27 protein-coding genes are annotated in these 25,262 nt (G+C 33.3%); 21 read left to right on the plus strand and 6 right to left on the minus strand.

Going from position 1 to position 25,262, the window contains the following annotated elements:
• Position 1 precedes the first annotated feature (1 nt).
• The 3 genes from ACQVV1_RS00625 (at position 2) to ACQVV1_RS00635 (ending at position 1,564) form a co-directional block, all read left to right on the plus strand.
• A complete protein-coding gene (locus ACQVV1_RS00625; RefSeq protein ID WP_375296227.1) occupies positions 2-589 on the plus strand; it encodes a C1q-like domain-containing protein in 588 nt (195 codons plus the stop codon).
• A 106-nt stretch (positions 590-695) separates the two neighbouring features.
• Positions 696-1,307 carry a C1q-like domain-containing protein gene (locus ACQVV1_RS00630; protein ID WP_063223448.1) on the plus strand — a complete coding sequence of 204 codons (612 nt, stop codon included), beginning with the start codon at positions 696-698 and terminating at the stop codon, positions 1,305-1,307.
• 128 nt (positions 1,308-1,435) lie between these two features.
• Positions 1,436-1,564: a hypothetical protein gene (locus ACQVV1_RS00635; RefSeq protein WP_257148973.1), complete on the plus strand. Its 129-nt coding sequence runs from the start codon at positions 1,436-1,438 to the stop codon at positions 1,562-1,564.
• Positions 1,565-2,292: 728 nt separating this feature from the next.
• On the opposite strand, the gene ACQVV1_RS00640 is transcribed toward ACQVV1_RS00635, so the two are convergent.
• Entirely contained in the window at positions 2,293-2,487 is a 195-nt protein-coding gene (locus ACQVV1_RS00640) for a hypothetical protein (protein ID WP_063223403.1), read from the minus strand.
• A gap of 398 nt (positions 2,488-2,885) precedes the next feature.
• On the opposite strand from ACQVV1_RS00640, the gene ACQVV1_RS00645 reads away from it, so the two are divergent.
• From ACQVV1_RS00645 to ACQVV1_RS00660, 4 genes are all read left to right on the plus strand, one after another.
• On the plus strand, positions 2,886-3,737 hold the full coding sequence (locus tag ACQVV1_RS00645) for a peptidylprolyl isomerase PrsA (protein ID WP_242251877.1): 852 nt from the start codon (positions 2,886-2,888) through the stop codon (positions 3,735-3,737).
• Positions 3,738-4,250: 513 nt separating this feature from the next.
• Positions 4,251-4,469, plus strand: coding sequence for a hypothetical protein (locus tag ACQVV1_RS00650; protein WP_063223401.1), 219 nt, complete (start codon positions 4,251-4,253; stop codon positions 4,467-4,469).
• A 277-nt stretch (positions 4,470-4,746) separates the two neighbouring features.
• Positions 4,747-5,154: a KH domain-containing protein gene (locus tag ACQVV1_RS00655; RefSeq protein WP_063223400.1), complete on the plus strand. Its 408-nt coding sequence runs from the start codon at positions 4,747-4,749 to the stop codon at positions 5,152-5,154.
• A 453-nt stretch (positions 5,155-5,607) separates the two neighbouring features.
• Positions 5,608-5,943, plus strand: coding sequence for a YolD-like family protein (locus ACQVV1_RS00660; RefSeq protein ID WP_242251879.1), 336 nt, complete (start codon positions 5,608-5,610; stop codon positions 5,941-5,943).
• A 217-nt stretch (positions 5,944-6,160) separates the two neighbouring features.
• Here the strand turns inward: ACQVV1_RS00660 and gerPF are convergent, their stop codons facing one another.
• The gene (gene gerPF / locus ACQVV1_RS00665) at positions 6,161-6,376 is read right to left on the minus strand and encodes a spore germination protein GerPF (RefSeq protein ID WP_001141565.1); all 216 of its coding nucleotides are present in this window, start codon (positions 6,374-6,376) and stop codon (positions 6,161-6,163) included.
• A gap of 200 nt (positions 6,377-6,576) precedes the next feature.
• On the opposite strand from gerPF, the gene ACQVV1_RS00670 reads away from it, so the two are divergent.
• The 4 genes from ACQVV1_RS00670 (at position 6,577) to ACQVV1_RS00685 (ending at position 9,039) form a co-directional block, all read left to right on the plus strand.
• Positions 6,577-6,912, plus strand: coding sequence for a hypothetical protein (locus ACQVV1_RS00670; protein WP_063223398.1), 336 nt, complete (start codon positions 6,577-6,579; stop codon positions 6,910-6,912).
• Positions 6,913-7,109: 197 nt separating this feature from the next.
• Positions 7,110-7,817, plus strand: coding sequence for an SDR family oxidoreductase (locus ACQVV1_RS00675; protein ID WP_242251881.1), 708 nt, complete (start codon positions 7,110-7,112; stop codon positions 7,815-7,817).
• A 193-nt stretch (positions 7,818-8,010) separates the two neighbouring features.
• Positions 8,011-8,670: a DUF6944 family repetitive protein gene (locus tag ACQVV1_RS00680; RefSeq protein ID WP_309260130.1), complete on the plus strand. Its 660-nt coding sequence runs from the start codon at positions 8,011-8,013 to the stop codon at positions 8,668-8,670.
• Between the two features lie 156 nt (positions 8,671-8,826).
• Positions 8,827-9,039: a YqaE/Pmp3 family membrane protein gene (locus ACQVV1_RS00685; RefSeq protein WP_242251884.1), complete on the plus strand. Its 213-nt coding sequence runs from the start codon at positions 8,827-8,829 to the stop codon at positions 9,037-9,039.
• A 77-nt stretch (positions 9,040-9,116) separates the two neighbouring features.
• On the opposite strand, the gene ACQVV1_RS00690 is transcribed toward ACQVV1_RS00685, so the two are convergent.
• Entirely contained in the window at positions 9,117-9,323 is a 207-nt protein-coding gene (locus ACQVV1_RS00690) for a KTSC domain-containing protein (RefSeq protein WP_097949322.1), read from the minus strand.
• Between the two features lie 469 nt (positions 9,324-9,792).
• On the opposite strand from ACQVV1_RS00690, the gene ACQVV1_RS00695 reads away from it, so the two are divergent.
• Positions 9,793-12,318: a transglycosylase domain-containing protein gene (locus ACQVV1_RS00695; protein ID WP_431168428.1), complete on the plus strand. Its 2,526-nt coding sequence runs from the start codon at positions 9,793-9,795 to the stop codon at positions 12,316-12,318.
• Between the two features lie 100 nt (positions 12,319-12,418).
• Here the strand turns inward: ACQVV1_RS00695 and ACQVV1_RS00700 are convergent, their stop codons facing one another.
• On the minus strand, positions 12,419-12,700 hold the full coding sequence (locus tag ACQVV1_RS00700) for a hypothetical protein (protein WP_431168429.1): 282 nt from the start codon (positions 12,698-12,700) through the stop codon (positions 12,419-12,421).
• 237 nt (positions 12,701-12,937) lie between these two features.
• Between ACQVV1_RS00700 and ACQVV1_RS00705 the strand changes: the two genes are divergently transcribed.
• From ACQVV1_RS00705 to ACQVV1_RS00740, 8 genes are all read left to right on the plus strand, one after another.
• A complete protein-coding gene (locus ACQVV1_RS00705; protein ID WP_242251887.1) occupies positions 12,938-14,083 on the plus strand; it encodes an MFS transporter in 1,146 nt (381 codons plus the stop codon).
• A gap of 15 nt (positions 14,084-14,098) precedes the next feature.
• Complete coding sequence (locus tag ACQVV1_RS00710) at positions 14,099-14,389, plus strand: HesB/YadR/YfhF family protein (RefSeq protein ID WP_063223392.1); 291 nt, start codon at positions 14,099-14,101, stop codon at positions 14,387-14,389.
• Between the two features lie 396 nt (positions 14,390-14,785).
• Positions 14,786-15,907, plus strand: a complete 1,122-nt coding sequence (gene mmgD, locus ACQVV1_RS00715) for a citrate synthase (protein ID WP_060630752.1) — start codon at positions 14,786-14,788, stop codon at positions 15,905-15,907.
• A gap of 98 nt (positions 15,908-16,005) precedes the next feature.
• The gene (gene prpD, locus ACQVV1_RS00720) at positions 16,006-17,442 is read left to right on the plus strand and encodes a 2-methylcitrate dehydratase (protein ID WP_000598133.1); all 1,437 of its coding nucleotides are present in this window, start codon (positions 16,006-16,008) and stop codon (positions 17,440-17,442) included.
• Positions 17,443-17,460: 18 nt separating this feature from the next.
• The gene (prpB, locus tag ACQVV1_RS00725) at positions 17,461-18,369 is read left to right on the plus strand and encodes a methylisocitrate lyase (RefSeq protein ID WP_431168430.1); all 909 of its coding nucleotides are present in this window, start codon (positions 17,461-17,463) and stop codon (positions 18,367-18,369) included.
• Positions 18,370-18,523: 154 nt separating this feature from the next.
• The gene (locus ACQVV1_RS00730) at positions 18,524-20,233 is read left to right on the plus strand and encodes an acyl-CoA dehydrogenase FadE (protein ID WP_242251888.1); all 1,710 of its coding nucleotides are present in this window, start codon (positions 18,524-18,526) and stop codon (positions 20,231-20,233) included.
• 16 nt (positions 20,234-20,249) lie between these two features.
• A complete protein-coding gene (locus ACQVV1_RS00735) occupies positions 20,250-21,140 on the plus strand; it encodes an NAD(P)-dependent oxidoreductase (protein ID WP_063223387.1) in 891 nt (296 codons plus the stop codon).
• 37 nt (positions 21,141-21,177) lie between these two features.
• Positions 21,178-22,638, plus strand: a complete 1,461-nt coding sequence (locus ACQVV1_RS00740; RefSeq protein ID WP_242251889.1) for a CoA-acylating methylmalonate-semialdehyde dehydrogenase — start codon at positions 21,178-21,180, stop codon at positions 22,636-22,638.
• 71 nt (positions 22,639-22,709) lie between these two features.
• Here ACQVV1_RS00740 and ACQVV1_RS00745 read toward each other — a convergent pair whose 3' ends face one another.
• On the minus strand, positions 22,710-23,342 hold the full coding sequence (locus tag ACQVV1_RS00745) for a LysE family translocator (RefSeq protein WP_431168431.1): 633 nt from the start codon (positions 23,340-23,342) through the stop codon (positions 22,710-22,712).
• 223 nt (positions 23,343-23,565) lie between these two features.
• Entirely contained in the window at positions 23,566-24,621 is a 1,056-nt protein-coding gene (locus ACQVV1_RS00750; protein WP_431168432.1) for an enoyl-CoA hydratase/isomerase family protein, read from the minus strand.
• A 316-nt stretch (positions 24,622-24,937) separates the two neighbouring features.
• On the opposite strand from ACQVV1_RS00750, the gene ACQVV1_RS00755 reads away from it, so the two are divergent.
• Positions 24,938-25,195, plus strand: a complete 258-nt coding sequence (locus ACQVV1_RS00755) for a hypothetical protein (protein WP_431168433.1) — start codon at positions 24,938-24,940, stop codon at positions 25,193-25,195.
• Positions 25,196-25,262 lie beyond the last annotated feature (67 nt).

Genomic DNA, 25,262 nt, shown 5'->3' on the forward strand with positions numbered 1-25,262 from the left:
TATGAATCTCTTTTACATAATATGGAGTAATAAGCATGAAAGGGGAACTAGTATGTCTTGCTATTACTACTGTAAGTATTGTAAAGAGTATAAAAAGAAACAGCATGACTGTTGTAAGAACACTAGTAAGTGTAATGACAACAAGGATAAGCTTGTTAGGGCATCAGCATTTAGAGCTAGAAATACAGTGGATCAAACGGTTCCTGCCAATACTTTTGTAAAGGTATTGTTCCAAAATGAACAATTTGATTTAGCAAATGAGTATAATCCAGCAACGTCCATTTTTATTCCGAAGACTAGAGGAGTTTACTCAATTATAGGAACGATTGGTTTTTTTCCAAATAATCTTAACTTAAATTATAGAGCGCGCGTAGAAATTCGTGTGAATGGAAACGCAGCAATAGCTATAGATAATGACTTTTTCGGTCCAATAAGTTTTGGAAATGTAGTAAGTGTTTCGACGATTATTCAATTGAATGAAGGAGATCAAGTTGAGGTTTATGCACAAAGTAGCATAGACGGAGTGTTAAGTCCTTCAGAAGATGGCTCACATTTTGAAGCTGCGAGATTCCCTTCTCCAATAAAATAAAGTCGAGTATATAGAAGATAGAGTGTAATCCTTACCGTAATGGTGGGGATATTTTATTCTATTGAAAAGAGTAACAGTTTGTCCAAACTAATTTAATCTATGTTACATAGAATGTAATAATAAATTTAAAGGAGGACTTACTACGTCTTATTATTATTGTAAGTATTGTCAAGGCTACAAAAATAAAAGTCATGATTGCTTTAGAAAAAATAGTCCATGTGATAGAAAGTATGTAAAAGTGAATTGTTGTGAGGATAAGAAAGAAAAGCTTGTAAGGGCGTCTGCATTTAGAGCTGTTAATACAATGAATCAGCCTGTCCCGGAAAATACTTCTGTTAAAGTATTATTTCAAAATGAACAGTTTGATTTAGCGAATGAATATAATCCAGCAACATCTATTTTTATCCCGAAGACTAAAGGGGTATATAGTGTATTAGGGAATATAACATTCTCCCCAAATGATTTTAATGTAAATTACAGAGCTAGAGTTGAAATTCGTGTGAATGGAAATCCGGCAATAGCAATTGATAATGATTTCTTTGGGACTGGGGTATTTTTTAATAATGATGTTTCAGTAACTTCTATTCTTCAATTAGAAGCAGGGGATTCAGTTGAAGTTTTTGCTCAGAGTAGTGTTGCTGGAGTGATTGTTCAAAATGTTAATGGTTTTAATACAGTTCACTTTGAAGCTGCAAGATTCCCTTCTCCAACTGAATAATGAAGACAATAAAATACTTTTCAGTAGGTTTAGTTAATCCCCTTCACCAAATGGTGGGGGATTATTATTGTTTTTCTAAAATATATAAGTAAATAGGTTAAATGTATTTTATTTCAGGAGCATTTCCCATGCTTGGATGTATTGATGAAAGTGAAAATAAAAACGACAATGAGGTACAACATAAAAAAATGAAAGAGAAAGTTTCAAAATTATTTTTTGCAGTTTTGGGGTGGAAAGGGCTATCTTATTTTGAGTAGTAGATCTTCTGCAGGTAATAAAAAGAGTACAATGAAACAGGTACTATGGTAGTGAAAGTTCTTTCGCACTAAATTTGCTAGTCGTCATATGGATTAGAAAAGACATCTTAATTTATCAAGACATAAAATTCCGTATAAATACGGGCTTTTTTTAACTATATAGAAATTACATATGTAACATATGTTTGTGTAGATATTACTTAATGTACTGAAAGGAATAACATTAAGGCGGTTATGCTATATAAAAATAAAATAAACCCTAAGATAAGTAGTATTGGATGTAACTTGAACATATTTGCCCTCCTTGAGTATATAAAGAATTTTAATACATCTTTAGTTAATTTAGAAGGGGAATTTCAAATTCTTAAAAATCGAAAGAAAATGCAAGGGTTATAGTGAATGTATAATAAATAAAGAAGTATTGTTGAGTACACATTGATTAAAGTGTTTATAAGCAGCGGGTGAGTTTACCACTTATGAAATATAAAAGTGTACAGGTTTATCTGTACAAAATGAGGGATAAATAAAAAAGAGCATACATACAAAGTACGCTCTAAAGAAAGATAGGTTTTATGAGTGGGTAATCTCCATACGATAATATATGCTCGGCTAATAAAAACGTGTAGAAAACCAATAGATTATCAATGAAATATCATAAAATGAGTAATTTTAGTCTATTACCGGAGTCGTCTAGCTAAATAAATTGTAAGGATTGTGAATAGAACAGATTAACAATTGGATAATGATCGCACTTCAGTTTCGTATTTTTTATATTTTGGATATTGTGTAATAGTTTGACATTTAGGTGTGGACAGTTGATTAATTATAGAAACATTTGTAATTACCTCGTTACAAGGACCGAAAAATGTAACTTTTAGTTTTGAATTTGGTGGAACTTTGAGCACGATAGGTTTTTTTTCCATGAAATCAGCTCCTAAGATGCAGTATGGTATACTGCGCTTTTTCGTTTAGATTATAAAGACGTATTAGTATAATATGAAATTTTAGTTGATTTGATAATGGTATGGAGTTTTATGATGTGATCAGAATGTAAAAATTGTATATTTTGAAAAATAATATAGATTCTCTTTATTTATATTATAGATAGCTAGTATTAAGTATCTATAAGTAGTTACATGTTTTTCGGGATGCGTAAATGGTCATATTTCTGGTACATAGTAAGATGACCTTTACTATTTGAACAAAAAGAATATGATACATAGTTTTTCAAATGAAATGAATTACATGTGGAAAACACATTGTTTACACAAGTACACTGTATTGTTATTCCTGTAGAATAATAAAAGTGAGGTATTTTGAATTGAAAAAGAAAAAGCTATTTTTAGGAACAATTATTTCATGCGTAGTACTGGCATTATCTGCATGTGGTTCCTCAGACAACGTAGTAACATCGAAAGTAGGAAATGTTACAGAGAAAGAGTTAAGTAAAGAATTAAGACAAAAATATGGGGAAAGTACTTTATACCAAATGGTGTTAAGTAAGGCGTTGCTAGATAAATATAAAGTTTCAGATGAGGAAGCAAAAAAACAAGTAGAAGAAGCAAAAGATAAAATGGGTGACAACTTCAAATCGACTTTAGAGCAAGTTGGATTGAAAAATGAAGATGAATTAAAAGAAAAAATGAAGCCAGAAATTGCATTTGAGAAAGCGATTAAAGCGACTGTTACAGAAAAAGATGTAAAAGATAACTATAAACCAGAAATGAAGGTAAGTCACATTTTAGTAAAAGATGAAAAGACTGCTAAAGAAGTGAAAGAGAAAGTAAGTAATGGTGAAGACTTTGCGGCTTTAGCGAAGCAATACTCAGAGGATACTGGTTCAAAGGAACAAGGCGGAGAAATAACTGGTTTTGCTCCAGGGCAAACGGTGAAGGAATTTGAGGAAGCTGCATATAAATTAGATGCAGGACAAGTAAGTGAGCCAGTAAAAACAACTTATGGTTACCATATTATTAAAGTGACAGATAAAAAAGAATTGAAGCCATATGATGAAGTAAAAGATCAAATCCGTAAAGATTTAGAACAGCAAAGACTGCAAGATACAACAGGTAAATGGAAACAGCAAGTAGTCAATGATTTATTGAAAGATGCTGATATTAAAGTGAATGATAAAGACTTTAAAAATACATTTGAATTTCTAGAAAAGAAATAATGACTGTAATTAGAAAAGGGAACCTATATAGGTTCCCTTTTCTAGTTAGTGTGTGAGTTATAAATAGATAGTAAGACAATACAATATTACATTTAAATATTAAGAATTACAATGGGAATTTATGTAATTGTTTTAAGGTGGAATGATCATTACTTCATAAAATATTGATATTATAATGTTTTGTTTTTTTAATTTCATTAAATATAAAACGAATTTACTAATTTTATCCCGCTATTTGCAGGCAGTTTGATTGGCGTGGGTTCATTTTTAGTGGGAGGATGAACAAAACCTTAATTGATTTAAGTTTTACTTTTCCTTTATTGTAGTGGATAAACATAATTTGCAGAATGAAACATACAATATTATTGAAAAAATATTAATGCTAAATGAATTGAAAAGCAGAACATTCTATTAAAATGGATGTTCTTTTTAGTATGAAATTTTCAGGGGAAAGAATGAATACTTTTAAGTGAATTATTGAATAGATAAATAAATTATATAGGGGGAGAAAATGTGAAAGTAATTTTTCAAAGAGAAGGCGGAGGGAAAATTTTTGAGTCGTATGATGAAGATATAAGTAACCTATTAGCTATTTTAAAAGAAACGAAAGGGATTAAGATCGGGATGGTAGATTATGAGGTATTAAAATACGAATTAGAGTATTTTCGTCACCCCAAAAAAGCAGTAACAGAGAGGGAATTACATATAATAGTACAACCGAAATATATTTAATAATAAGGATTAATTAATTATTATTAGTGTTTTACAGTATGTACGAAAAGAGAGTGTTTAAATTGCTCTCTTTTCATAGAAATTTATAAGGAACGAATTGTGGTTCATTATAAATCTCCTAAATTTTGTGAGTTCGTTCTTTATAATATATGCTTTTATTTATAGATGGTTAATAAAATCGAAACATTATAACTTTTTAGTTTAGGCAGGGATTTTATATTTGAGTAGATAAATGTTTACATTAAGTATTTTTTATACGGATATTGGAGGAGTAAAGATGAGTTTAGCAAGTTATATTGGGTGCAATGTAGAAATTCCGTTAACAGATGCAGATTCTAATGATGTAATTGTTTTTGGACCGTGTTTTTCAGATGAAAGTATGCTTAAAATTGTACAAGAGTTTCAATTTCAAACAAGTTACACGTATGAGATTTCAACAATGTGGGGCATTGAACTTCATGAGTGGCAAAATGAAAAGGAGAAGAAAGAAGCTAAGAAAAAGCTATTAACTTTATGCTCGATTATGGAAGGGTATTTAAATGATGGGGACTATTTTGAATTATTCAGTTGTTGGGTTGGTGATGAAGATAAGGAACGAGTGGGAGAATTAAAATTAAAAATAAATCATTTTCATATAGATGAAATTTGTATTCCAGAAAGAACACTTGTCAGGATAGAAAAATAAATATAGAAATATACGTTATTAAAAAAAGCGACTTTACTTTGTATGAAGTCGCTTTTTTAGTTGATACGTGAACGTCCTATTAAATAGGAAGTAAGAAACGCATTTGATGAAGAAAAAATAAATGATTTAAATTATATTTTATTAAAAATATAAATATATCTCTTCTCAAAGGAACGTAGGTTCGTGTATAATTAGAACGGATGTTCTTTCGGTTGCAGATAGTATAAGAATTAGAAATATAGTGAAACTGTAATTAGCGGTGGGCATCGTCTACTGGTTATTAGCTTTCACCAATTGGGCGTTTATGGGCAGTTGATTTTCGCGCATGTGCTGAATTTTGAGGTGGGAGCTATATTGTCTGCTTATACGTGAAAAATATGAGCCAGCAATTATTAAAGAATAATTAAGGAATAATATGTGTGAGAGTGAATGGATGATCAAGGAGATAAAGAAATGAATGATGTAAAGGTGCAAAAAGAAGAAAGAGAATGGGTTCCATTTACAGTAATGTCGGAACAGTTGTTAAGTATGCGAAAAGTTATTGGAGAGAAATTTAAAGTAAAAAAACCGCTCTTAACAAAAGAAGAAAAAGAGAGGATTTCTGATAAATTATTAATGTCATTGTTGGCTGAGAAAGAAATATTGGTGACATATTTTGAAAATGGCTACATCCTTACTAGCTACATGACAGTGGTACATATAAATCCGCTAAAGCACATTATAATGTGCACTGACGCATTTTATAAAACTTACGTATTTAATACTACGGATATTATTGAAATAACGTAAAGAAAGCTGAAATTTAACTTTTAGCTTTCTTTACGTTATGTTAGATGTGGAACAGAAAAAATGAAACGAAAAAGCAGCTAGCTTCATACTAGCTGCTGAGCCCCAGGGAAAGGGAGAAAAAGATAGGGTACTCCAAAAATCAACAATAGCTGTGTAACAGCCTGATTATAGTATAGACAAATTTTAAATTTTTAAACAGAACGATGAAAAAATAGGGTTAGGCTGTACCAACTTGATTTTGATCTGCAAGGTCAGAATCAAATGTATTAGTCGCACTCACACCGTTAAAAGTATTAACAACAAAACCAACGTTTGAAGCACCAGATCCATTATAAGCCTTCGTATTTTCTTTCGGAGAGACGTTGTAGAAATCCCCTAAGTTAAATGAACCGTTACTATTTTGTACAACTAAATTCCCTACAACTGAGGGCATAGTTTTCACCCACTTTATAATCATTGGTTAACACTATTATATGGTCTTATAGTCCAAATGGTTCATGTGAAAAAATTGTGGAATAGTAAAACGTTTGAAGTGTAGCTCATAATAAAAGTGTGTTAAACTGAATGTAAGGTTTAGTAACTAAAATACAATTGTATAATTAGTATATACGAAAACAAAGGAGGCAAAATGTAATGAATAATGTTATAAAAAAAGTAGATTTAACAGATGCAAAATCAAGTAATCTTGTTGCACTTATTTATAGCAATGAAGTTATATTGGTTGAAGAAGCATTTTGTCCAAATGAAATAAAATTAAAGTTTAATGAAATTGCAATTTTATCATCTATTAAAACAGCGCATATAATGAAAGTATCTATCAGAAAAGAACTTGAAGCAATTTTTCATGACACTGGTGTTTTATTGGTGAAGCATAGTGTTGAGTATGGAAACAGTCAATCTATCACCATGCATTTTGAACAATTTAAAAAGTTGCAATATGAGATTGAGAAATTAAATAAAAGTATGTGATGAGACTAGATGAAGATTTTAAAAGTAATACCGAGATAAATAATGAATTCTTTAATATATAAACAAAAAGAGTAACTGTTATGGTTACTCTTTTTGTTTATATAAAAATTCTTACTAAAGTATGAAATGATTTCATACTTTAGTAAATGGTTGAATGAAAAGGGTGAGTGTAAAATATTGTAAAGGAGGAGATGGGCTTGAAGCGAAACAACATTGGGAAAATTGTAATTATAACAGGAGTGACGCAAGGTTTAGGTCGTGCAATGGTTGATCGATTTCATGAATTGGGATGGAGTATAATTGGCTGTGGACGTTCAAAAGATAAAATTGAAGAATTGAAAAAATATTACGGTAAGACACATGATTTTCAAATCATTGATGTTTCAGATTCTCAGCAAGTAAGTAGTTGGGCAAACTATATACTTAATAGTAATAAAGCACCCGATTTATTAATAAATAACGCATCGATCGTTAATAAAAATGCGCAATTGTGGAAAGTTCCAGCTCAAGAATTTGAAAATATAATGAATGTAAATGTAAATGGTGTAGTAAATGTAATAAGAGCATTTGTTCCGGCGATGGTAGCCAGGAAAGAAGGAATTATTATTAATATGAGTTCTAGCTGGGGAAGAGAAGGTGAAGCTGAGCTTGCACCATACTGTGCCTCGAAGTTTGCAATTGAAGGTATCACGAAATCAATGGCACTGGAATTGCCTCATGGTATGGCTGTTGTTGCTTTAGATCCGGGTGGAAGTATTAGCACGCCAATGCTATATTCATGTGCACCACAGTATGTAAATGAATCGCCTACACCTGAAATGTGGTCACATCATGCAATTCAATATATATTGAATATAACAATAGATAAAAATGGATATTCATTGACTTGTCCAGCATGTGTATGAAAATCAGTATCTTTTATGTATTTATATTATTAGCGATAAACGCTTTGCTCAAAAAAAGTACCTTAAAGGTGCTTTTTTGTATTAGTAACACATTATAGAATGCACAAAATTACATATAGAAAATAAATATGAGATAGAGGATGCCATTTGTGTATGTCGAAAGTATTAGAAAATTTTTAAATAGGTGATAAGAATGAACCTAAGCGGTTTAAAAGTGACAGGAGCGTGGTTTCAAGTAGGAGGAAATCTTACAGCGGCTATTGGGACTACAAGAGGATTTATTGGAGAAGAGGAAGTTGAATCAGATCTTGTAATTGTAGGAAGCTCGTTACAAGCCCTCGGGTATATATTACAAATTATAGCGAGTAATGATAACGAAGATGAAGCTGAAAGAGAAAACCAAAATAAGTGTTTGGAGAATAAGAGTGAAATGCTCGATAAAATGGGCATTGAATTATTGGCATTAGGGAATATATCAAATGTAATAGGAACATATTTTAACATAAATGAACAATTGAAAGAGAATGATTATCTCATAATTGTAGGGAATAGTTTACAATCGATTGGAGCTTTTTTAGGAGTAGAAGCGGCTTTACTTCAGATGAAAGCGATACAGAGAATTATAATACTAGGCAATTCTTTGCAAAGTTTAGGCGCTGGACTTCAAGCTTATCAAGGTATTGTTAATGTATTGAAGAATGGAATAGAAGATGACGATAATATGGTTGATAATAAAAATGAGAGAATAATAGCACTTATTGGTATTTGGATACAAGCAATAGGAACTATTATTTCTGCAATTGGATTAACTATAATAGAGAAAGAAGAAAGGTTAGAAAAAATAAAAATATGAAATTGTTTTTTTAAGGGGGTATGTAAAATTACAATTTTACATACGTAGAAATGTTGAAGTGGTAGGTTTTTTTGCATTGGAATAGAATATATACAGTAGAAAAGTTATTAGTGTATGAAGAGAGATAAAAAATACAAAACAAGGAGTTTTCAAGAGATGATGTATGTATTGGCAATTATTCTTCCACCTGTAGCCGTATTATTTTGTGGAAAACCATTTCAAGCAATAATTAATTTCATATTAACATTAATATTTTGGGTTCCAGGGGTTATACATGCGATATTAGTTGTGCATGATAAAAAAGCAGATCGGCGATTAAAAAAACAAATTCAAGCATATGATGAAATTAATAAGAGGGATAGAAGGTAATTGGATCGTGAAACTATATAAAAAAGAAAGGAGGATAATATTATTATCCTCCTTTCTTTTTTATATAGTGGTTAAGTTTAAATTTTTGTGTAGCGGTAAGAATTTTTAATATAAGTATTGTGATAATAACTTTTAGAGTGTGCGTTTAATAAACCAGTGTAAATGTTTTGAGGTACGTTAAAGAAATCATACATTCCATGCTTTAATTGAATGCGTAAAATCATTGAAAAAGGATTATAGCCAACAGCAACTATATTTTTTGAGATAACGGGAGATAATTTCATTCTTACGCAACTCCTTATTTTTCAGTTTTGATGATTTCTAGTAGATATTGAGGTTGTGGTATTGAAATCCTTATAATTAAAGAGGTATTATACTTATATGCAATATATTAAATGTTCGTTATACGTAATCATAAGGAAGTTCACACGAAGTACATATCGTTGTGCTATTTTTATTTCACCTTTGATTTATAAATAAGAAAATATTGACCATTTGAAAAAAAGGTATATTATTTATACGAGGTATTAAAAATTCACTTTTTACATTCTATGCTTTAAGGGGCAGCATTATTAGGAAATATGGAAGTGAAAATAGTTTGTATAAGAAGTATTCTAAAATTTATAATCTGTGAATTAGGAAAATATTGAATGCTCCAGGTCAATATACTTTTTTAATTAAATTCATTTTAGAAAGTGACCTCAATATTTTGAAGTAAATCAACGGGAGAATTGAAAGGCAGGAGAAAGTAACATGTCAGAAAATTATCGTTCTCGAGAGGAGCGACGACAAGTTAAAAAGAAAAAACAGCCAGCTTCTAAAACACAAAAACCAAAAGGTAAAACATCATTCTTTCGCAAGTTTTTAATTACTTGTTTATTACTTGGTATTGTTGGTTTAGTGGCGGGGGTTGCTACTTTTTTCGTAATGATTAAGGATGCACCAAAACTTGAGAAAGCAAAACTTGTTAATCCGTTATCCTCAAAAATTTATGATAAAAATGGCGATTTGGTATATGAATACGGGAAAGAAAAACGGACGAATGTTACGTATGATCAAATTCCTAAATTAGTAGAAAATGCATTTTTAGCAACAGAAGATGCACGTTTTTACGAACATAGCGGAGTAGACTTTAAAGGTACTGCACGTGCTGTTTTGGTAAGTCTTAAAGGAGATTACGGTTCACAAGGTGGAAGTACGATAACACAGCAGGTTATTAAAAACTACTTCTTATCGATGGAAAAAACATCAAAACGTAAGGTTCAGGAAATATATTTAGCGTATAAGCTAGAACAACAGTATTCAAAACATGAAATTTTAGAAATGTATTTAAATAAAATTAACTTAGGAAACCGTTCATATGGAATCGCAACAGCAGCACAAAACTACTATGGTAAAGAATTAAAAGATTTAACATTACCAGAAGTTGCGATGCTTGCAGGTTTACCAAAAGCACCGAATAACTATGATCCGACGAAAACAGAAAATATTCAAAGAGCAACAGAAAGAAGAGATGTTGTACTAAAATTAATGAATCGACATGGTTATATTACGAAAGCAGAAATGGAAGAAGCTTCGAAAGTTAAAGTAACAGATGGACTTAAGACTGCAACTGTACAAGCAATGCCATATCCTGCATTTATGGATGCGGTTGTGAAAGAAGTTGAAAAGGAATTGCCAGATGCTAATATTGGTTCTGACGGTTTAGAAATTTATACAACTTTAGACATAGAAGCACAAAAGGCTGCCGACAGGATATTAGATACTAATATTATTAATTATCCAAATGATAAATTCCAAGGTGCTTTCACATTTATGGATACGAAAACAGGTGAGGTTCGTGCTATAGGTAGTGGGCGCGGTGAAAATAAAGCAGTATTTAAAGGGCATAATATGGCAATTGAATTAGATCGTGCAGCTGGTTCAACTATGAAGCCAATCTTTGATTACGGTCCTGCAATTGAATATTTAAAATGGGCTACGTATCATCAAATTGATGATTCTCCATTTAAATATTCAACTGGACAAGAACTTCGAAATGCGGACAGAAGTCATTTAGGCCCAATTACTATGCGTGAAGCGTTAAAAATGTCACGTAACGTTCCAGCAGTTAAAACTGCAAAAGAAGTAGGACTTAATAAATCAAAGGAATTCTCTGAGAAATTAGGTATTACATTTAATAAAGCGCCGGCAGAATCTACAGCTATTGGTACAAACGAAGTATCACCAACAGAAATAGCGGGTGCTTATGCGACATTTGGTAATGGTGGAAAGTATACGAAACCGCATTTTGTTAAGAAAGTAGTTTATCCAGACGGCAAATCACAAAGTTTTGGACAAAAACCAAAACAAGTTATAGCTGATTCTACAGCATATATGATTACTGATATGCTTCGCTCAGTAGTGACATCAGGTACTGGTACAGCGGCAAATATTAGTTCTTTAGATGTAGCTGGTAAAACGGGTACAACAAACTATGATTCAAAACAATTAGCGAAATTTAATATTCCAGAAAGTGCAACTCGTGATAGTTGGTTTGCAGGTTATACGCCGCAATATACGATGGCGGTATGGACTGGATATATGAAAGATGGTAAAGACGAGTATATTAGTAGTAAAAATACGAAAATCGCACAGTTGATCTTTAAAGAAATGATGAGTGAGTTTGCTACTGACAAATCACGCTTTAAAATGCCAAGTAGTGTAATTCAAGAAGGCAGTGAGTTACGTATAAAAGGTGAAAAACGTGATTCTTCTCCAAATATGAGCGTACCAGACACGACAGAACAACCAAAACAAGATCAGCAGCAAAAAACTGAAGAAGAGAAAAAGCAAGAAGAATTAAAGAAACTAGAAGAACTGAAAAAACAAGAAGAACAAAAGAAACAAGAAGAACTTAAGAAGCAAGAAGAACTTAAGAAGCAAGAAGAACAAAAGAAACAAGAAGAGCAAAAGAAACAAGAAGAAGAAAAGAAACAAAATGAACAAAATAATGGTAATGGTCAAGGAACGACACCTCCAGCAAATAATGGAGGAGGTCAAGGAAATACGACACCTCCAGCAAATAACGGAGGAGGCCAAGGAAATACAACACCTCCAGCAAATAACGGAGGAGACCAAGGAAATACGACACCTCCAGCAAATAACGGAGGAGGCCAAGGAAATACGACACCTCCAGCAAATAATGGAGGAGGCCAAGGAAATACAACGCCACCAGTGACCACACAACCAGATACAGGTGGTAATGCAGGAGAAGCCCCTGCTAATAATGGACAATAAGAAAATTTCATGAAAATATTAAAAAGCACTTAAGATTTGTAAAAATTACAATCTTAAGTGCTTTTTTCGTTTAAATGCAGTAGCTATGAGACGATATATTTTAAATATTAAATGTACCATAGAAGTTTTGGAAATAAATTGAAGGGAAATGATAAAAAACTTGAGACTGAGGTAGTGGAGGATAACTGTGGCTATGAAAGGTGGTACTACTTGGATGTGCGTCATGATGCCAAAATGAGGGAGTAACTTGACCGGGAATTTGATATTGTTGCCAAGTTGGGGGAAGTTCAATTCCTACATCGGAACTAGCAGTATGGACTGCAGGAACGTGTATCCCAGGAGTCGAAGGGACTACGGCAGTTACTCTTGAAGATACCCACATAAAATAATCACTCCTAATTTGTGATAATAAAGTAGTATATTCTTTTTACACATATAAAGGTACATATAGATAGGACTTTAGGCTAAAACATACATATAAAGTTGTAAGACCAATTTAAAATGATGATGGACCATTTATTATAAAAAGATACGTCTATTTACGGAAGGCAAAGGAACAAAGAAGCTGTAAAATGGAGGTGTTAATTGCAATAACTTACGTGTTTATGGAGGAATTCTAATGGAAAGATTATGGACGAAATCATTTATTCAAATGACTTTCGCAATGTTATTTTTATTTACAGGATTTTATTTACTTGTTCCAACGCTCCCGCTCTTTATTAAAGAGATAGGTGGCAATGAATCACAAGTTGGACTTATGATGGGAATGTTCACAATAGCTGCAGTTGTAATACGACCGGTTATTGGAGGGATGTTAGATCGATATGGTAGAAGATCTTTTATTATTTTCGGACTCATCTTTTTTGGGTTAACGATGTATTCTTATAATTTAGCGTCGACTATTGTCCTTTTAGCTGTTTTACGTGTTATTCACGGAGTAACATGGGCTGTTTCTACAACAGCTGTTGGAACAGCGATAACTGATATGATTCCAGATTCACGCCGTGGTGAAGGTATGGGTTGGTATGGGATGGCTATGACAATTGCAATGGCAATCGGCCCGATGATTGGATTATCGGTTGTACAAAATTATTCATTTCACGGCCTTTTCTTGTTAGCAACTCTTTTATCCTTTATGGCAGTCGTATTATCGTTAATGACGAAAATGCCATTTACAGCACAAAAAGAAAAAGAGAAAATGCAATTGTTTGAAAAATCCGTTTTATCCATTACGATTGTCGTTTTCTTTTTATCGTTTGCATATGGAGGGATTACGACGTTTTTACCGCTATTTGCATCGTCAATTGATGTGAATCCTGGGACATTCTTTCTTGTATATGCAGTTGCATTAACAATTATAAGACCAATTTCAGGGAAACTATTAGATGAATTTGGAGAAGTATTCATCATACTCCCAGCATTATGCATTACTATTTTAGCTATCGTTGTATTAACTCTTTCCAATGGTTTGACGGGTGTAATGATTGCAGCGATATTATACGGTATTGGATTTGGCTCAGCACAACCAGCTTTGCAAGCGGCGATGCTTACAATAGTTGATTCGAGCAAAAGAGGGGTTGCTAACGCTTCATTTTTTACTGCATTTGATTTAGGAATTGGATTGGGTGCAATTTTACTTGGAGTTGTTTCGCAAATGTTTGGTTACCGTATTTTATTTGCGGGTAGTGCAATTTCAGGATTAATTGCTTTAATTATTTTTATCGTTCTTGTAAAACAACGATTAAGTAAAAAAGAATTTGCGTAAACTGGAGGAACAAAGATGAAAATTTCAATTGATCATAAAGCTCTACAATGGTTTAAAGAAGAGTTACGTATAAAGCATGGTGAATCTATACGGTTTAATGTAAGATACGGTGGAGATAGCTCGATTCAGCCTGGCTATTCTTTAGGGATTGTTGCGGAGAAACCAGATGGGGGAATCGTGTCAGTTGAGAAAGAAGGCATTCTATTTTTTGTGGATGTTGATGATCTTTGGTACTTTCAAAACTATGATTTAGTTGTAGATTATCATGAGGAAACAGAAGAAATTCAATTTAATTACGTAAAATAATAACTTTATTAAAAATAAATAAATTGTATATGAAAATTATATTTAGAGAATAGTGAAATAAATATAATGCAAAAAACGAGCTGTATATGTTTACAGTTCGTTTTTTTATTTAGTAAAAGGAATTATAAAATAGATATATTTAATGGGATTATATGAATCAACTTTATATTTTGTTTTAAGGATAGGTAGAGAGAAGTCTGTCCTTTCTTTATAAAATATGAAAATTATTTTTGAAAAATTGTATTGTTACATCGATAAAAGTATAGGAAACTTATCATTATAAAATAAATTGAAATCTTCTAAAAACTCTGATACATTGAAATAGAAATGTAGTTTCACAACATTGTAAAGGCTTACAGTTATGTGCACGAAGATCTATTAGGATTGGAGGAAATAATGATGAAAGCTGAAGAAAAATTTTCCCCGGGATTAGATGGTATAGTGGCAGCGGAGACGAAGATCTCGTTTCTTGACACAGTGAAAGGTGAAATTGTAATTCAAGGGTATGATTTAATCGAACTCTCAAAAACAAAAGAGTATTTAGACATTGTGCACCTTTTATTGGAAGAACATCTACCGAATGAAGATGAAAAAGCAACACTTGAAAACAAATTAAAAGAAGAATATGCGGTACCAGAAGGTGTATTCAACGTATTAAAGGCATTGCCGAAAGAAACGCACCCTATGGATGGATTGCGTACAGGTGTGTCCGCACTAGCTGGTTATGATAATGATATCGAAAACCGTTCATTAGAAGTAAACAAAAGCCGTGGGTACAAGCTGTTAAGTAAAGTACCAAACATTGTAGCGAATAGCTATCATATTTTAAATAATGAAGACCCAATCGAACCTCTTAAGGAATTATCATATAGCGCGAATTTCTTCTATATGTTAACAGGTAAAAAACCAACGGAACTTGAGGAGAAGATCTTTGATCGTTCCCTTGTTTTATATAGTGAACATGAAATGCCAAACTCTACATTTACAGCACGCGTTATTGCATCAACGCAATCTGACTTGTATGGTGCTTTAACTGGTGCGGTTGCATCACTAAAAGGAAGCTTACATGGTGGTGCAAATGAAGCGGTTATGTACATGCTTTTAGAAGCTGGTAATGTTGAGAAGTTTGAAGAGTTGTTACAGAAGAAATTATATAACAAAGAAAAAATTATGGGCTTTGGACACCGTGTTTATATGAAGAAAATGGATCCAAGAGCTTTAATGATGAAGGAAGCTTTAAAGCAGTTATGTGATGTCAAAGGTGATTATACACTATATGAAATGTGTGAAGCTGGAGAAAAGATTATGGAGAAGGAAAAAGGAATTTATCCAAACCTTGATTATTATGCAGCTCCAGTATATTGGATGCTTGGTATTCCAATTCAACTTTACACACCAATCTTCTTTAGCTCTAGAACAGTAGGACTATGTGCGCACGTGATTGAGCAACATGCAAATAATCGATTGTTTCGTCCGCGTGTAAATTATATTGGCGAGCGACATGTGCTTAGTAAATAAGAACAACTGGGGAGTTGTTAGCGCCGCCCGCCAGATGGGTGTTTGACCGACACCCATCATTAATAATAACGAATTTTCGACAGAAAGGGAAGATTAGCATGATTAAAACAAATGAAATTAAACAAAAAGATGCATTATTAGAAGAAATTACGGATTATGTATTAAATAAAGAGGTTACTAGTGCAGAAGCATTTAGTACTGCTCGCTATGTATTATTAGATACACTTGGATGCGGAATTTTAGCACTTCAATATCCAGAGTGTACGAAATTATTAGGACCAGTTGTACCAGGCACAATCGTGCCAAACGGTACACGTGTACCAGGAACGTCTTACGTACTAGATCCAGTGAAAGGTGCATTCAATATTGGATGTATGATCCGTTGGTTAGACTATAACGATACTTGGCTTGCAGCAGAATGGGGACATCCATCTGATAACTTAGGCGGAATTTTAGCAGTTGCAGATTATATTAGCCGAGTTCGTATTTCAGAAGGAAAAGAACCGTTAAAAGTACGTGAAGTATTAGAAATGATGATTAAAGCTCATGAAATTCAAGGTGTGCTTGCTTTAGAAAACAGCTTAAACCGTGTTGGTCTTGACCACGTATTATATGTAAAAGTAGCAACAACTGCTGTAGTTGCGAAAATGCTTGGTGGAACACGTGAAGAAATCTTTAATGCATTATCGCATGCGTGGATTGATAATTCTAGTCTTCGTACATATCGTCATGCTCCAAATACTGGATCACGTAAATCATGGGCAGCAGGTGACGCAACGAGCCGCGGTGTTCATCTTGCAATGACTGCTCTAAAAGGTGAAATGGGTTACCCTACAGCATTATCTGCACCAGGCTGGGGATTCCAAGATGTATTATTTAATAAACAAGAATTAAAATTAGCAAGACCATTAGAGTCTTATGTAATGGAAAATGTATTATTTAAAGTATCATATCCAGCAGAATTCCATGCACAAACAGCTGCAGAATGTGCTGTAAAATTACATCCGGAAATTAAAGAAAGATTAGATGAAATTGACCGAATTACAATTACAACTCATGAATCAGCAATTCGTATTATTGATAAAGAAGGTCCATTAAATAACCCAGCTGATCGTGATCATTGCTTACAATACATTACGGCAATTGGTTTATTAAAAGGAGATATCGTTGCGGATGATTATGAGGATGCAGTAGCAAATGATCCACGTGTAGATGAATTACGTAATAAGATGGTTGTTGTTGAAAACAAACAGTACAGTTTAGATTACCTTGACCCGAACAAGCGCTCAATCGCCAACGCTGTTCAAGTTCATTTCAAAGATGGCACTGTAACAGAAAGCGTGGAATGTGAATATCCACTTGGACACCGTTTCCGTAGAGACGAAGCAATTCCGAAAGTTGTTCAAAAATTCACTGCAAATATGGCAGGTCATTATTCTAATAAGCAACAAGAACAAATTCATGAAGTTTGTTTAAATGAAGAAAAACTAGAAAATATGAATGTAAACGAATTTGTAGATCTATTCTTAATTTAATAATAGGGGGAATCTAAAATGGCTTGGGTTGTGGATAAACAGTCAACACAAGAAGAGCTTGCGAATCGCTTCCGAGCTTTAGTAGAAGCAAATGAAATTTTACAAATTCCAGGTGCTCATGATGCAATGGCAGCTCTTGTTGCGAAAAATACAGGTTTTTCAGCTCTTTATTTATCGGGAGCTGCTTATACTGCAAGTAAAGGGCTACCAGATTTAGGAATCGTGACGTCTACTGAAGTAGCAGAGAGAGCAAAAGATTTAGTAAGAGCTACAGATTTACCAGTTCTTGTTGACATTGATACTGGATTTGGTGGTGTACTAAACGTAGCGAGAACAGCGGTAGAAATGTTGGAAGCAAAAGTAGCAGCTGTTCAAATTGAAGATCAACAATTACCAAAAAAATGTGGACATTTAAATGGTAAGAAACTTGTTACGACAGAAGAATTAGTTCAAAAGATTAAAGCAATTAAAGAAGTTGCGCCAAGCTTATATATTGTAGCGCGTACAGATGCTCGCGGCGTAGAAGGCTTGGATGAAGCGATTGAAAGAGCGAACGCCTATGTAAAAGCAGGTGCAGATGCGATATTCCCTGAAGCGCTTCAATCAGAAGAGGAGTTCCGTCTATTTAATAGTAAAGTAAATGCACCTTTACTTGCGAATATGACTGAGTTCGGAAAAACACCGTATTATAGCGCAGAGGAATTTGCGAATATGAACTTCCAAATGGTTATTTATCCTGTAACTTCACTTCGTGTTGCAGCGAAAGCGTATGAAAATGTGTTTACTTTAATTAAGGAAACAGGTTCTCAAAAAGATGCACTTTCAAATATGCAAACGAGAAGTGAGTTATATGAAACAATTTCATATCATGACTTTGAAGAACTAGATACTGGAATTGCAAAAACAGTATTATCAGAGGATCAATAGATAAAACAACTAAGGCGATGAGAATACATCTTTGGCAAAACGAACTGCTTGATGTGAAAATTCATCGCCTTCTGTTTTCAAAAATAAGATATTCCACTCATCGTAGACGAGCATATGTAGTAGCAAGTAAGGCCGAAATGATAGGGGGATTCAGATGGAGAAAACGAAGTTACCGTGGGATGAATTTTTTTCACTTAATAAAGATGTGAATCATGCTTTCTTTACGCCAGAAGATTTTTCAGGAGATGAAGATTTAATTGCAAAAACGACAGAACAATTCGTTAAACAAGAAATTGTTCCACAAATGGAGAATATTGAACAACATAACTATAAAGTTTCTCGTCAATTATTTGAGAAAGCTGGAGAACTTGGATTATTAAGTATCGAGGTCCCAGAAGAATATGGCGGATTCGAATTAGGAAAGGCAGTTTCAGGGCTTGTAGCAGAAAAAATGGGATACGCTGGTGCATTTAGCGTTTCATTTAATATACACGCTGGTGTAGGTACATTGCCTTACATATATTATGGAACGAAAGAACAAAAAGAAAAATATTTGCCGAAAATTGCATCAGGAGAATGGGTTGGTGCTTATGCTTTAACTGAGCCAAATGCCGGTTCTGATGCATTAAGTGCAAAAACGAGCGCAGTATTGAATGAAGATGGTACTGCTTGGAAGTTAAATGGTGAGAAGCAGTGGATTACAAATGCTCATATGGCAGATGTATACGTTGTTTTTGCGAAGACAAATAAAGGAATGACAGCGTTTATTGTCGAAAGAACATGTGAAGGTGTATCCATTGGACTAGAAGAAAAGAAAATGGGGATTAAAGGTTCTTCAACGGCAACGCTTATTCTAGAAGATGTAGTAATACCTGCTGAAAATGTTTTAGGGGAAGTTGGGAAGGGGCATCACGTAGCTCTTAATATTCTTAACTTTGCTAGACTAAAGCTTGCTTTTGGAAATATTGGAACAGCAAAACAAGCAATTGGTTTGTCGGTTCAATATGGAAAAGAGCGAAAACAGTTCCAAACGGAATTAGTAGATTTTACGATGATTCAAGAGAAAATTGCAAATATGATCATTGCTACATATGGAGCAGAAAGTGCAGCTTATCGTACAGCAGGTGTAATTGATGAAGCAATTCATGAGAGTGATGAAGATCTTATGAAGAAAATGTCTCAATTTGCAGTCGAATGTGCACTGAATAAAGTGAACGCTTCTGAAACACTTGCTTATATCGTAGATGAAGCTGTACAAATTCATGGTGGTTACGGTTATATGCAAGAATATGAAGTAGAACGATTATATCGTGATGCTAGAATTAGTCGTATTTTTGAAGGAACGAACGAAATTAATAGATTAACAGTTGCCAAAATGTTAATGAAGCAAATCGAGCAAATAGAAGATACTAAAGTAGAAATTGATTTAGCGAATGTAGAAAGAAACCATCGTTACATTTTATTAGCAAAAAAATTGTTGAAACAATCTTTGAAAACGCTCTCTAAAACTCCAGGATTAAAAATTGATCAAGAGCAAGAATATTCACGTGTATTATCAAATATGTTAACGGACGTGTACGTCATGGAATCAGCATTTTTACGTACGAGTAAAGCAATTAGTAAAAATGGTGAAGAGAAAGAGCGTACGAAACAAATGATAACTGACGTTATTTGTGAAGAAGGCTATCGCAAAGTAGAAGAAGCGGCGATTTCTATACTTTCAGCGGCTGTCACAGAAGAACAAGATAGACACGTGATTTTAACTGAAATTCGTCAATTATTAGTGCCTTTATACACGAACGTATTTACAAAAAAGAGAGAAATTGCGAAAGCTATTATAAATCGCGGAAAGTATATTGTGTAAATAGGAGGAAAGCGATATGAAAAAGATTGGTTTTATCGGTTTAGGTAACATGGGTCTTCCAATGTCTAAAAATTTAGTTAAATCAAGTTACACAGTATATGGTGTGGACTTAAATAGAGATGCTGAAGCTTCCTTTGAAAAAGAAGGAGGAATTATTGGCTTATCAATCTCAAAACTAGCAGAAACATGCGATGTGATTTTTACAAGTTTACCTTCACCTCGTGCTGTTGAAGCAGTATATTTTGGACAAGAAGGATTATTTGAAAATAGTCACTCGAATGTAGTTTTAATTGATACAAGTACTGTATCTCCACAGTTAAACAAACAGTTAGAGGAAGCTGCAAAGGAAAAGAAAGTAGACTTCTTAGCAGCACCTGTTAGTGGTGGGGTAATTGGAGCCGAAAACCGTACATTAACGTTTATGGTTGGTGGATCAAAAGAGGTATATGATAAAACGGAATCTATCATGAGCGTACTAGGAGCGAATATTTTCCATGTTAGTGAGCAGATTGATAGTGGTACAACAGTTAAATTAATTAATAACCTATTAATTGGTTTTTATACAGCTGGTGTGAGCGAAGCTTTAACATTAGCAAAAAAGAACAATATGAATTTAGATAAAATGTTTGATATTTTAAATGTAAGTTACGGTCAAAGTAGAATTTATGAGCGCAATTATAAAAGTTTCATTGCATCAGAAAACTACGAGCCAGGCTTTACTGTAAATTTATTAAAGAAAGATTTGGGATTTGCAGTCGATTTAGCGAAAGAAAGTGAACTTCACTTACCGGTAAGCGAAATGTTATTAAACGTATATGAAGAAGCAAGTGAAGCTGGGTATGGTGAAAACGATATGGCTGCTTTATATAAGAAAGTTAGTGAACAATTAATTTCTAATCAAAAATAATAGATTGATAAACATCATAAAAAAAGGAGAGAATATAATGATTACAACTGAAATTAAACGAGTGAAAAATCATATTAATGGTGAGTGGGTAGAATCTACTGGTACAGAAGTAGAAGCAGTTCCAAATCCAGCAACTGGAAAAATTATCGCTTACGTTCCACTATCTCCGAAAGAAGATGTTGAAAAAGCGGTTGAAGCAGCAAAAGTAGCATATGAAACATGGTCTAAAGTACCAGTTCCGAATCGTTCAAGACAATTATATAAATATTTACAGCTTTTACAAGAAAACAAAGAAGAGCTTGCAAAAATCATTACGCTAGAAAATGGTAAAACATTAACGGATGCAACTGGTGAAGTACAACGTGGTATTGAAGCAGTAGAACTTGCAACATCAGCACCAAATTTAATGATGGGACAAGCACTTCCGAATATTGCTAGCGGCATTGATGGATCAATTTGGCGCTACCCAATTGGAGTTGTCGCTGGTATTACACCGTTTAACTTCCCAATGATGATTCCATTATGGATGTTCCCACTTGCAATTGCTTGCGGTAATACATTCGTATTAAAAACATCTGAAAGAACGCCACTTTTAGCAGAGCGACTTGTAGAGCTATTCTATGAAGCTGGTTTTCCAAAAGGGGTATTAAACTTAGTACAAGGCGGAAAAGATGTTGTAAATAGCATTTTAGAAAATAAAGATATTCAAGCAGTTTCGTTCGTAGGATCTGAACCAGTAGCTCGATACGTATACGAAACAGGTACAAAACACGGGAAACGTGTACAAGCGTTAGCTGGTGCGAAAAACCACGCGATTGTAATGCCAGATTGCAATCTTGAAAAAACTGTACAAGGTGTAATTGGATCTGCATTCGCAAGTAGTGGAGAGCGCTGCATGGCATGTTCAGTAGTAGCAGTAGTTGATGAAATTGCAGATGAATTCATCGACGTACTAGTAGCTGAGACGAAGAAGCTAAAAGTAGGTGACGGTTTCCACGAAGATAATTATGTTGGACCATTAATTCGTGAATCTCATAAAGAGCGTGTATTAGGCTATATTAATAGCGGTGTAGCAGATGGAGCAACATTATTAGTAGATGGCCGCAAAATTAAGGAAGAAGTTGGTGAAGGTTACTTTGTAGGTGCGACAATCTTTGATGGCGTAAATCAAGAAATGAAAATTTGGCAAGATGAAATTTTTGCTCCAGTATTAAGTATCGTAAGAGTTAAAGATTTAGAAGAAGGTATTAAACTAACAAACCAATCTAAATTTGCAAATGGTGCGGTTATTTATACGTCAAATGGTAAACATGCACAAACATTCCGTGATAACATCGATGCTGGTATGATTGGTGTAAACGTAAACGTTCCAGCACCAATGGCATTCTTCGCATTTGCAGGAAACAAAGCTTCATTCTTTGGTGATTTAGGTACAAATGGTACAGATGGCGTTCAATTCTATACACGTAAAAAAGTTGTAACTGAGCGTTGGTTTTAATAAAGAGTAGAAAGCCAAATCGGTTGTTAAATGAAAAACACCACTCTAAAGATGTGGTGTTTTTCGTCTTGTTAATTACTTTTTTCAAAAGCTAGTTTAATACCAAAACCAATTAAGACGATTCCAGTTAACCCTTGAATATAACGTTGCGTCTTCGGTTTTTTCATAAAAGCACTAATTTTATCAATTAAAAATATATAAAAAGCGAACCATATAACTGTTAAAATAAGATAAGTAAGGCCCATTACGAGAAGTTGGATAAACGTGTTATGATTTGGATTTAAAAATTGCGGTAAAAAAGTTAAAAAGAAGACTGCAATCTTAGGATTTAATAAATTTGTAAGAAACCCTTGGCGAAAACAAGAAGTATGCTCGTTTGCATTATTCAAAAAAATATCGTTCGTATCAACGCTTTCTTTGTTTCTAACTGCTAAAAGGGCTTTAATACCAATATAAATTAAATATAGAGCTCCAACGTACTTGAAAATAGAAAATAAAAGAGCTGATTTTACAATAAGTGCGGAAAGTCCGATTACTGCTGCTAAAGTATGAATCAATAGTGCAACGCATGTACCGAACACTGTTTTCACTCCACCGACTTTACCGGCAACTAATGTATTTTTTGTAGCCATTGCAGTATCAGGACCGGGTAAAATAATAAGACAAATAGACATAATGATGAAAAGAAAAAAATTTTCAATCATAGTCGCTCCTCCTTTTTTATTTTTAGAATATTTGATTAAAATTAGTGTAGCACACATTTTGATTTAATAAAATTAAATTTTATTAAAAAATATTAAATGATAAAGAGGCTATACAGTAGTGGAATTCCACTACTGTATAGCCTCAATTTTATCCCGCATGAACGGACGATTGGTAAGGGGCAATAATAAGTGGGCGATGAATCCCACTTATTAAAGTTTCTCTTTACGCATTAAGTAAGTTAAAGAACCGATTTACATCTTCTTCTGAAACATCACTTAACTGCTTATATTTATAATTCGGATTTTGATCTTTATCAACGACAACGGATCGTACGCCTTCAAAGAAGTCTTCATGTCTCATGAAATTCTTAGCAAGTACCAGGTCAGTAGCGAAACATTCTTCAACGGACTTATCTTGTCCATCAATAAACTGTTTTAATGTTACTTTTAATGAAATAGGGGATTTTGATAATAGTGTTTCTTTCGTTTTTAAAGCAAAGAAACTTTGATCTTTCTCCAATGAATGGATAATTTCTTCAATTGTATCGAAAGCAAAATGTGAATTAATTTCTTCTAATGAAGAAGCAAGCTCGCTTTCTAATTTTGAAGTAGTTGCAAATGTACGAATGACTTCTTTTAAATTAGTATGTACATCGTCTTCTTTATGCCAATTTACACTTTCAAGTTCAGTAAGGAAATTTGGTAATGAATCAGATGTCATAAAGTAATCAGCAGCGTTTATAAATAATACGTCAGCAGCTTTTAAAATAGATGCTGTTAAAGCGACATATCGGCCAGCAAAACCTGGAGCTTTATTTAAGAAATAAGCAGCACCGACGTCTGGGAAGAAGCCGATATTCATCTCTGGCATTGCCCATTTCGTACGCTCAGTTACAATTCGATATTTCGCACCATTTGTAAGACCGACACCACCACCCATTACAATTCCATCTAAACAAGCGATGATTGGTTTTTTATATTGATAAATATATGTATCAATTTCATACTCTTCTTCAAAAAAACGTTCCGCATGTTGCAATGCAACTTCATTTGAACGCGCTTCATAAAGAGTTTTAATGTCTCCGCCTGCACAAAAACCTTTTATGCCAGCTCCTTTTAATACGATAAGCGCAATTCGCTCATCATTTTCCCACTCTTTCAGTTTTTGCCCAATTGGTTGTAACATGTCATAAGATAAAGAATTAAGTGCTTTTGGGCGGTTTAAAGTAATTGATGCAACGCCGTTTTCACTAACAGAAAATAAAACGTGTTCAGTCATAATTCATCCTCCCTTATATATCTTCTTATTCTTAATTCTTGATACATACTGAAATGTCCTTTATAAATTTTGTCTAATGTTGACGGTACATGTTAATTTGTCCACTGCATATTTTGACGAGTTATATTTGCAGGATTTTGGAGATTGAAAATGAATATTACAACATTACTGTAATTGTAATTATTTGAATTTACCATGATAAACACGCTATTATATATGTGTAAATTGTAAATCCTCACTTTAAAAAGAGTATTTGAAGTGATTAAAATGAAAGAAAAATTGCTTTTCATTAGAAATAGAGAAAGGAGAAATCGGAATGCCAGTACCTTTACTATTGTCGGTGATTATTTTGTCTTCTTTAATAATAGGGATAACTCAGTATTTTCATCATACAGATACGACAGAGGAAGTGAAGGATAAAGTACGGCTTGTATTTCCGATTTTTATCATATCTCTTTCTTTTTGCATTCTATTAAATAAGGATGGATACATTGTTGCAGTATTTTCATTTTTTGTAGCGATCGTTTTCATTACAGTTTTATATTATATAATGAAAGACTTTATACAAAAATAAAGATGTCGCGGTAGACATTTTTATTTTTGTAACGAATAAAATTTCACATACCGCATTATATATAAAT

The organism is Bacillus basilensis, assembly GCF_050630465.1.
GTDB classification, from domain to species: domain Bacteria; phylum Bacillota; class Bacilli; order Bacillales; family Bacillaceae_G; genus Bacillus_A; species Bacillus_A basilensis.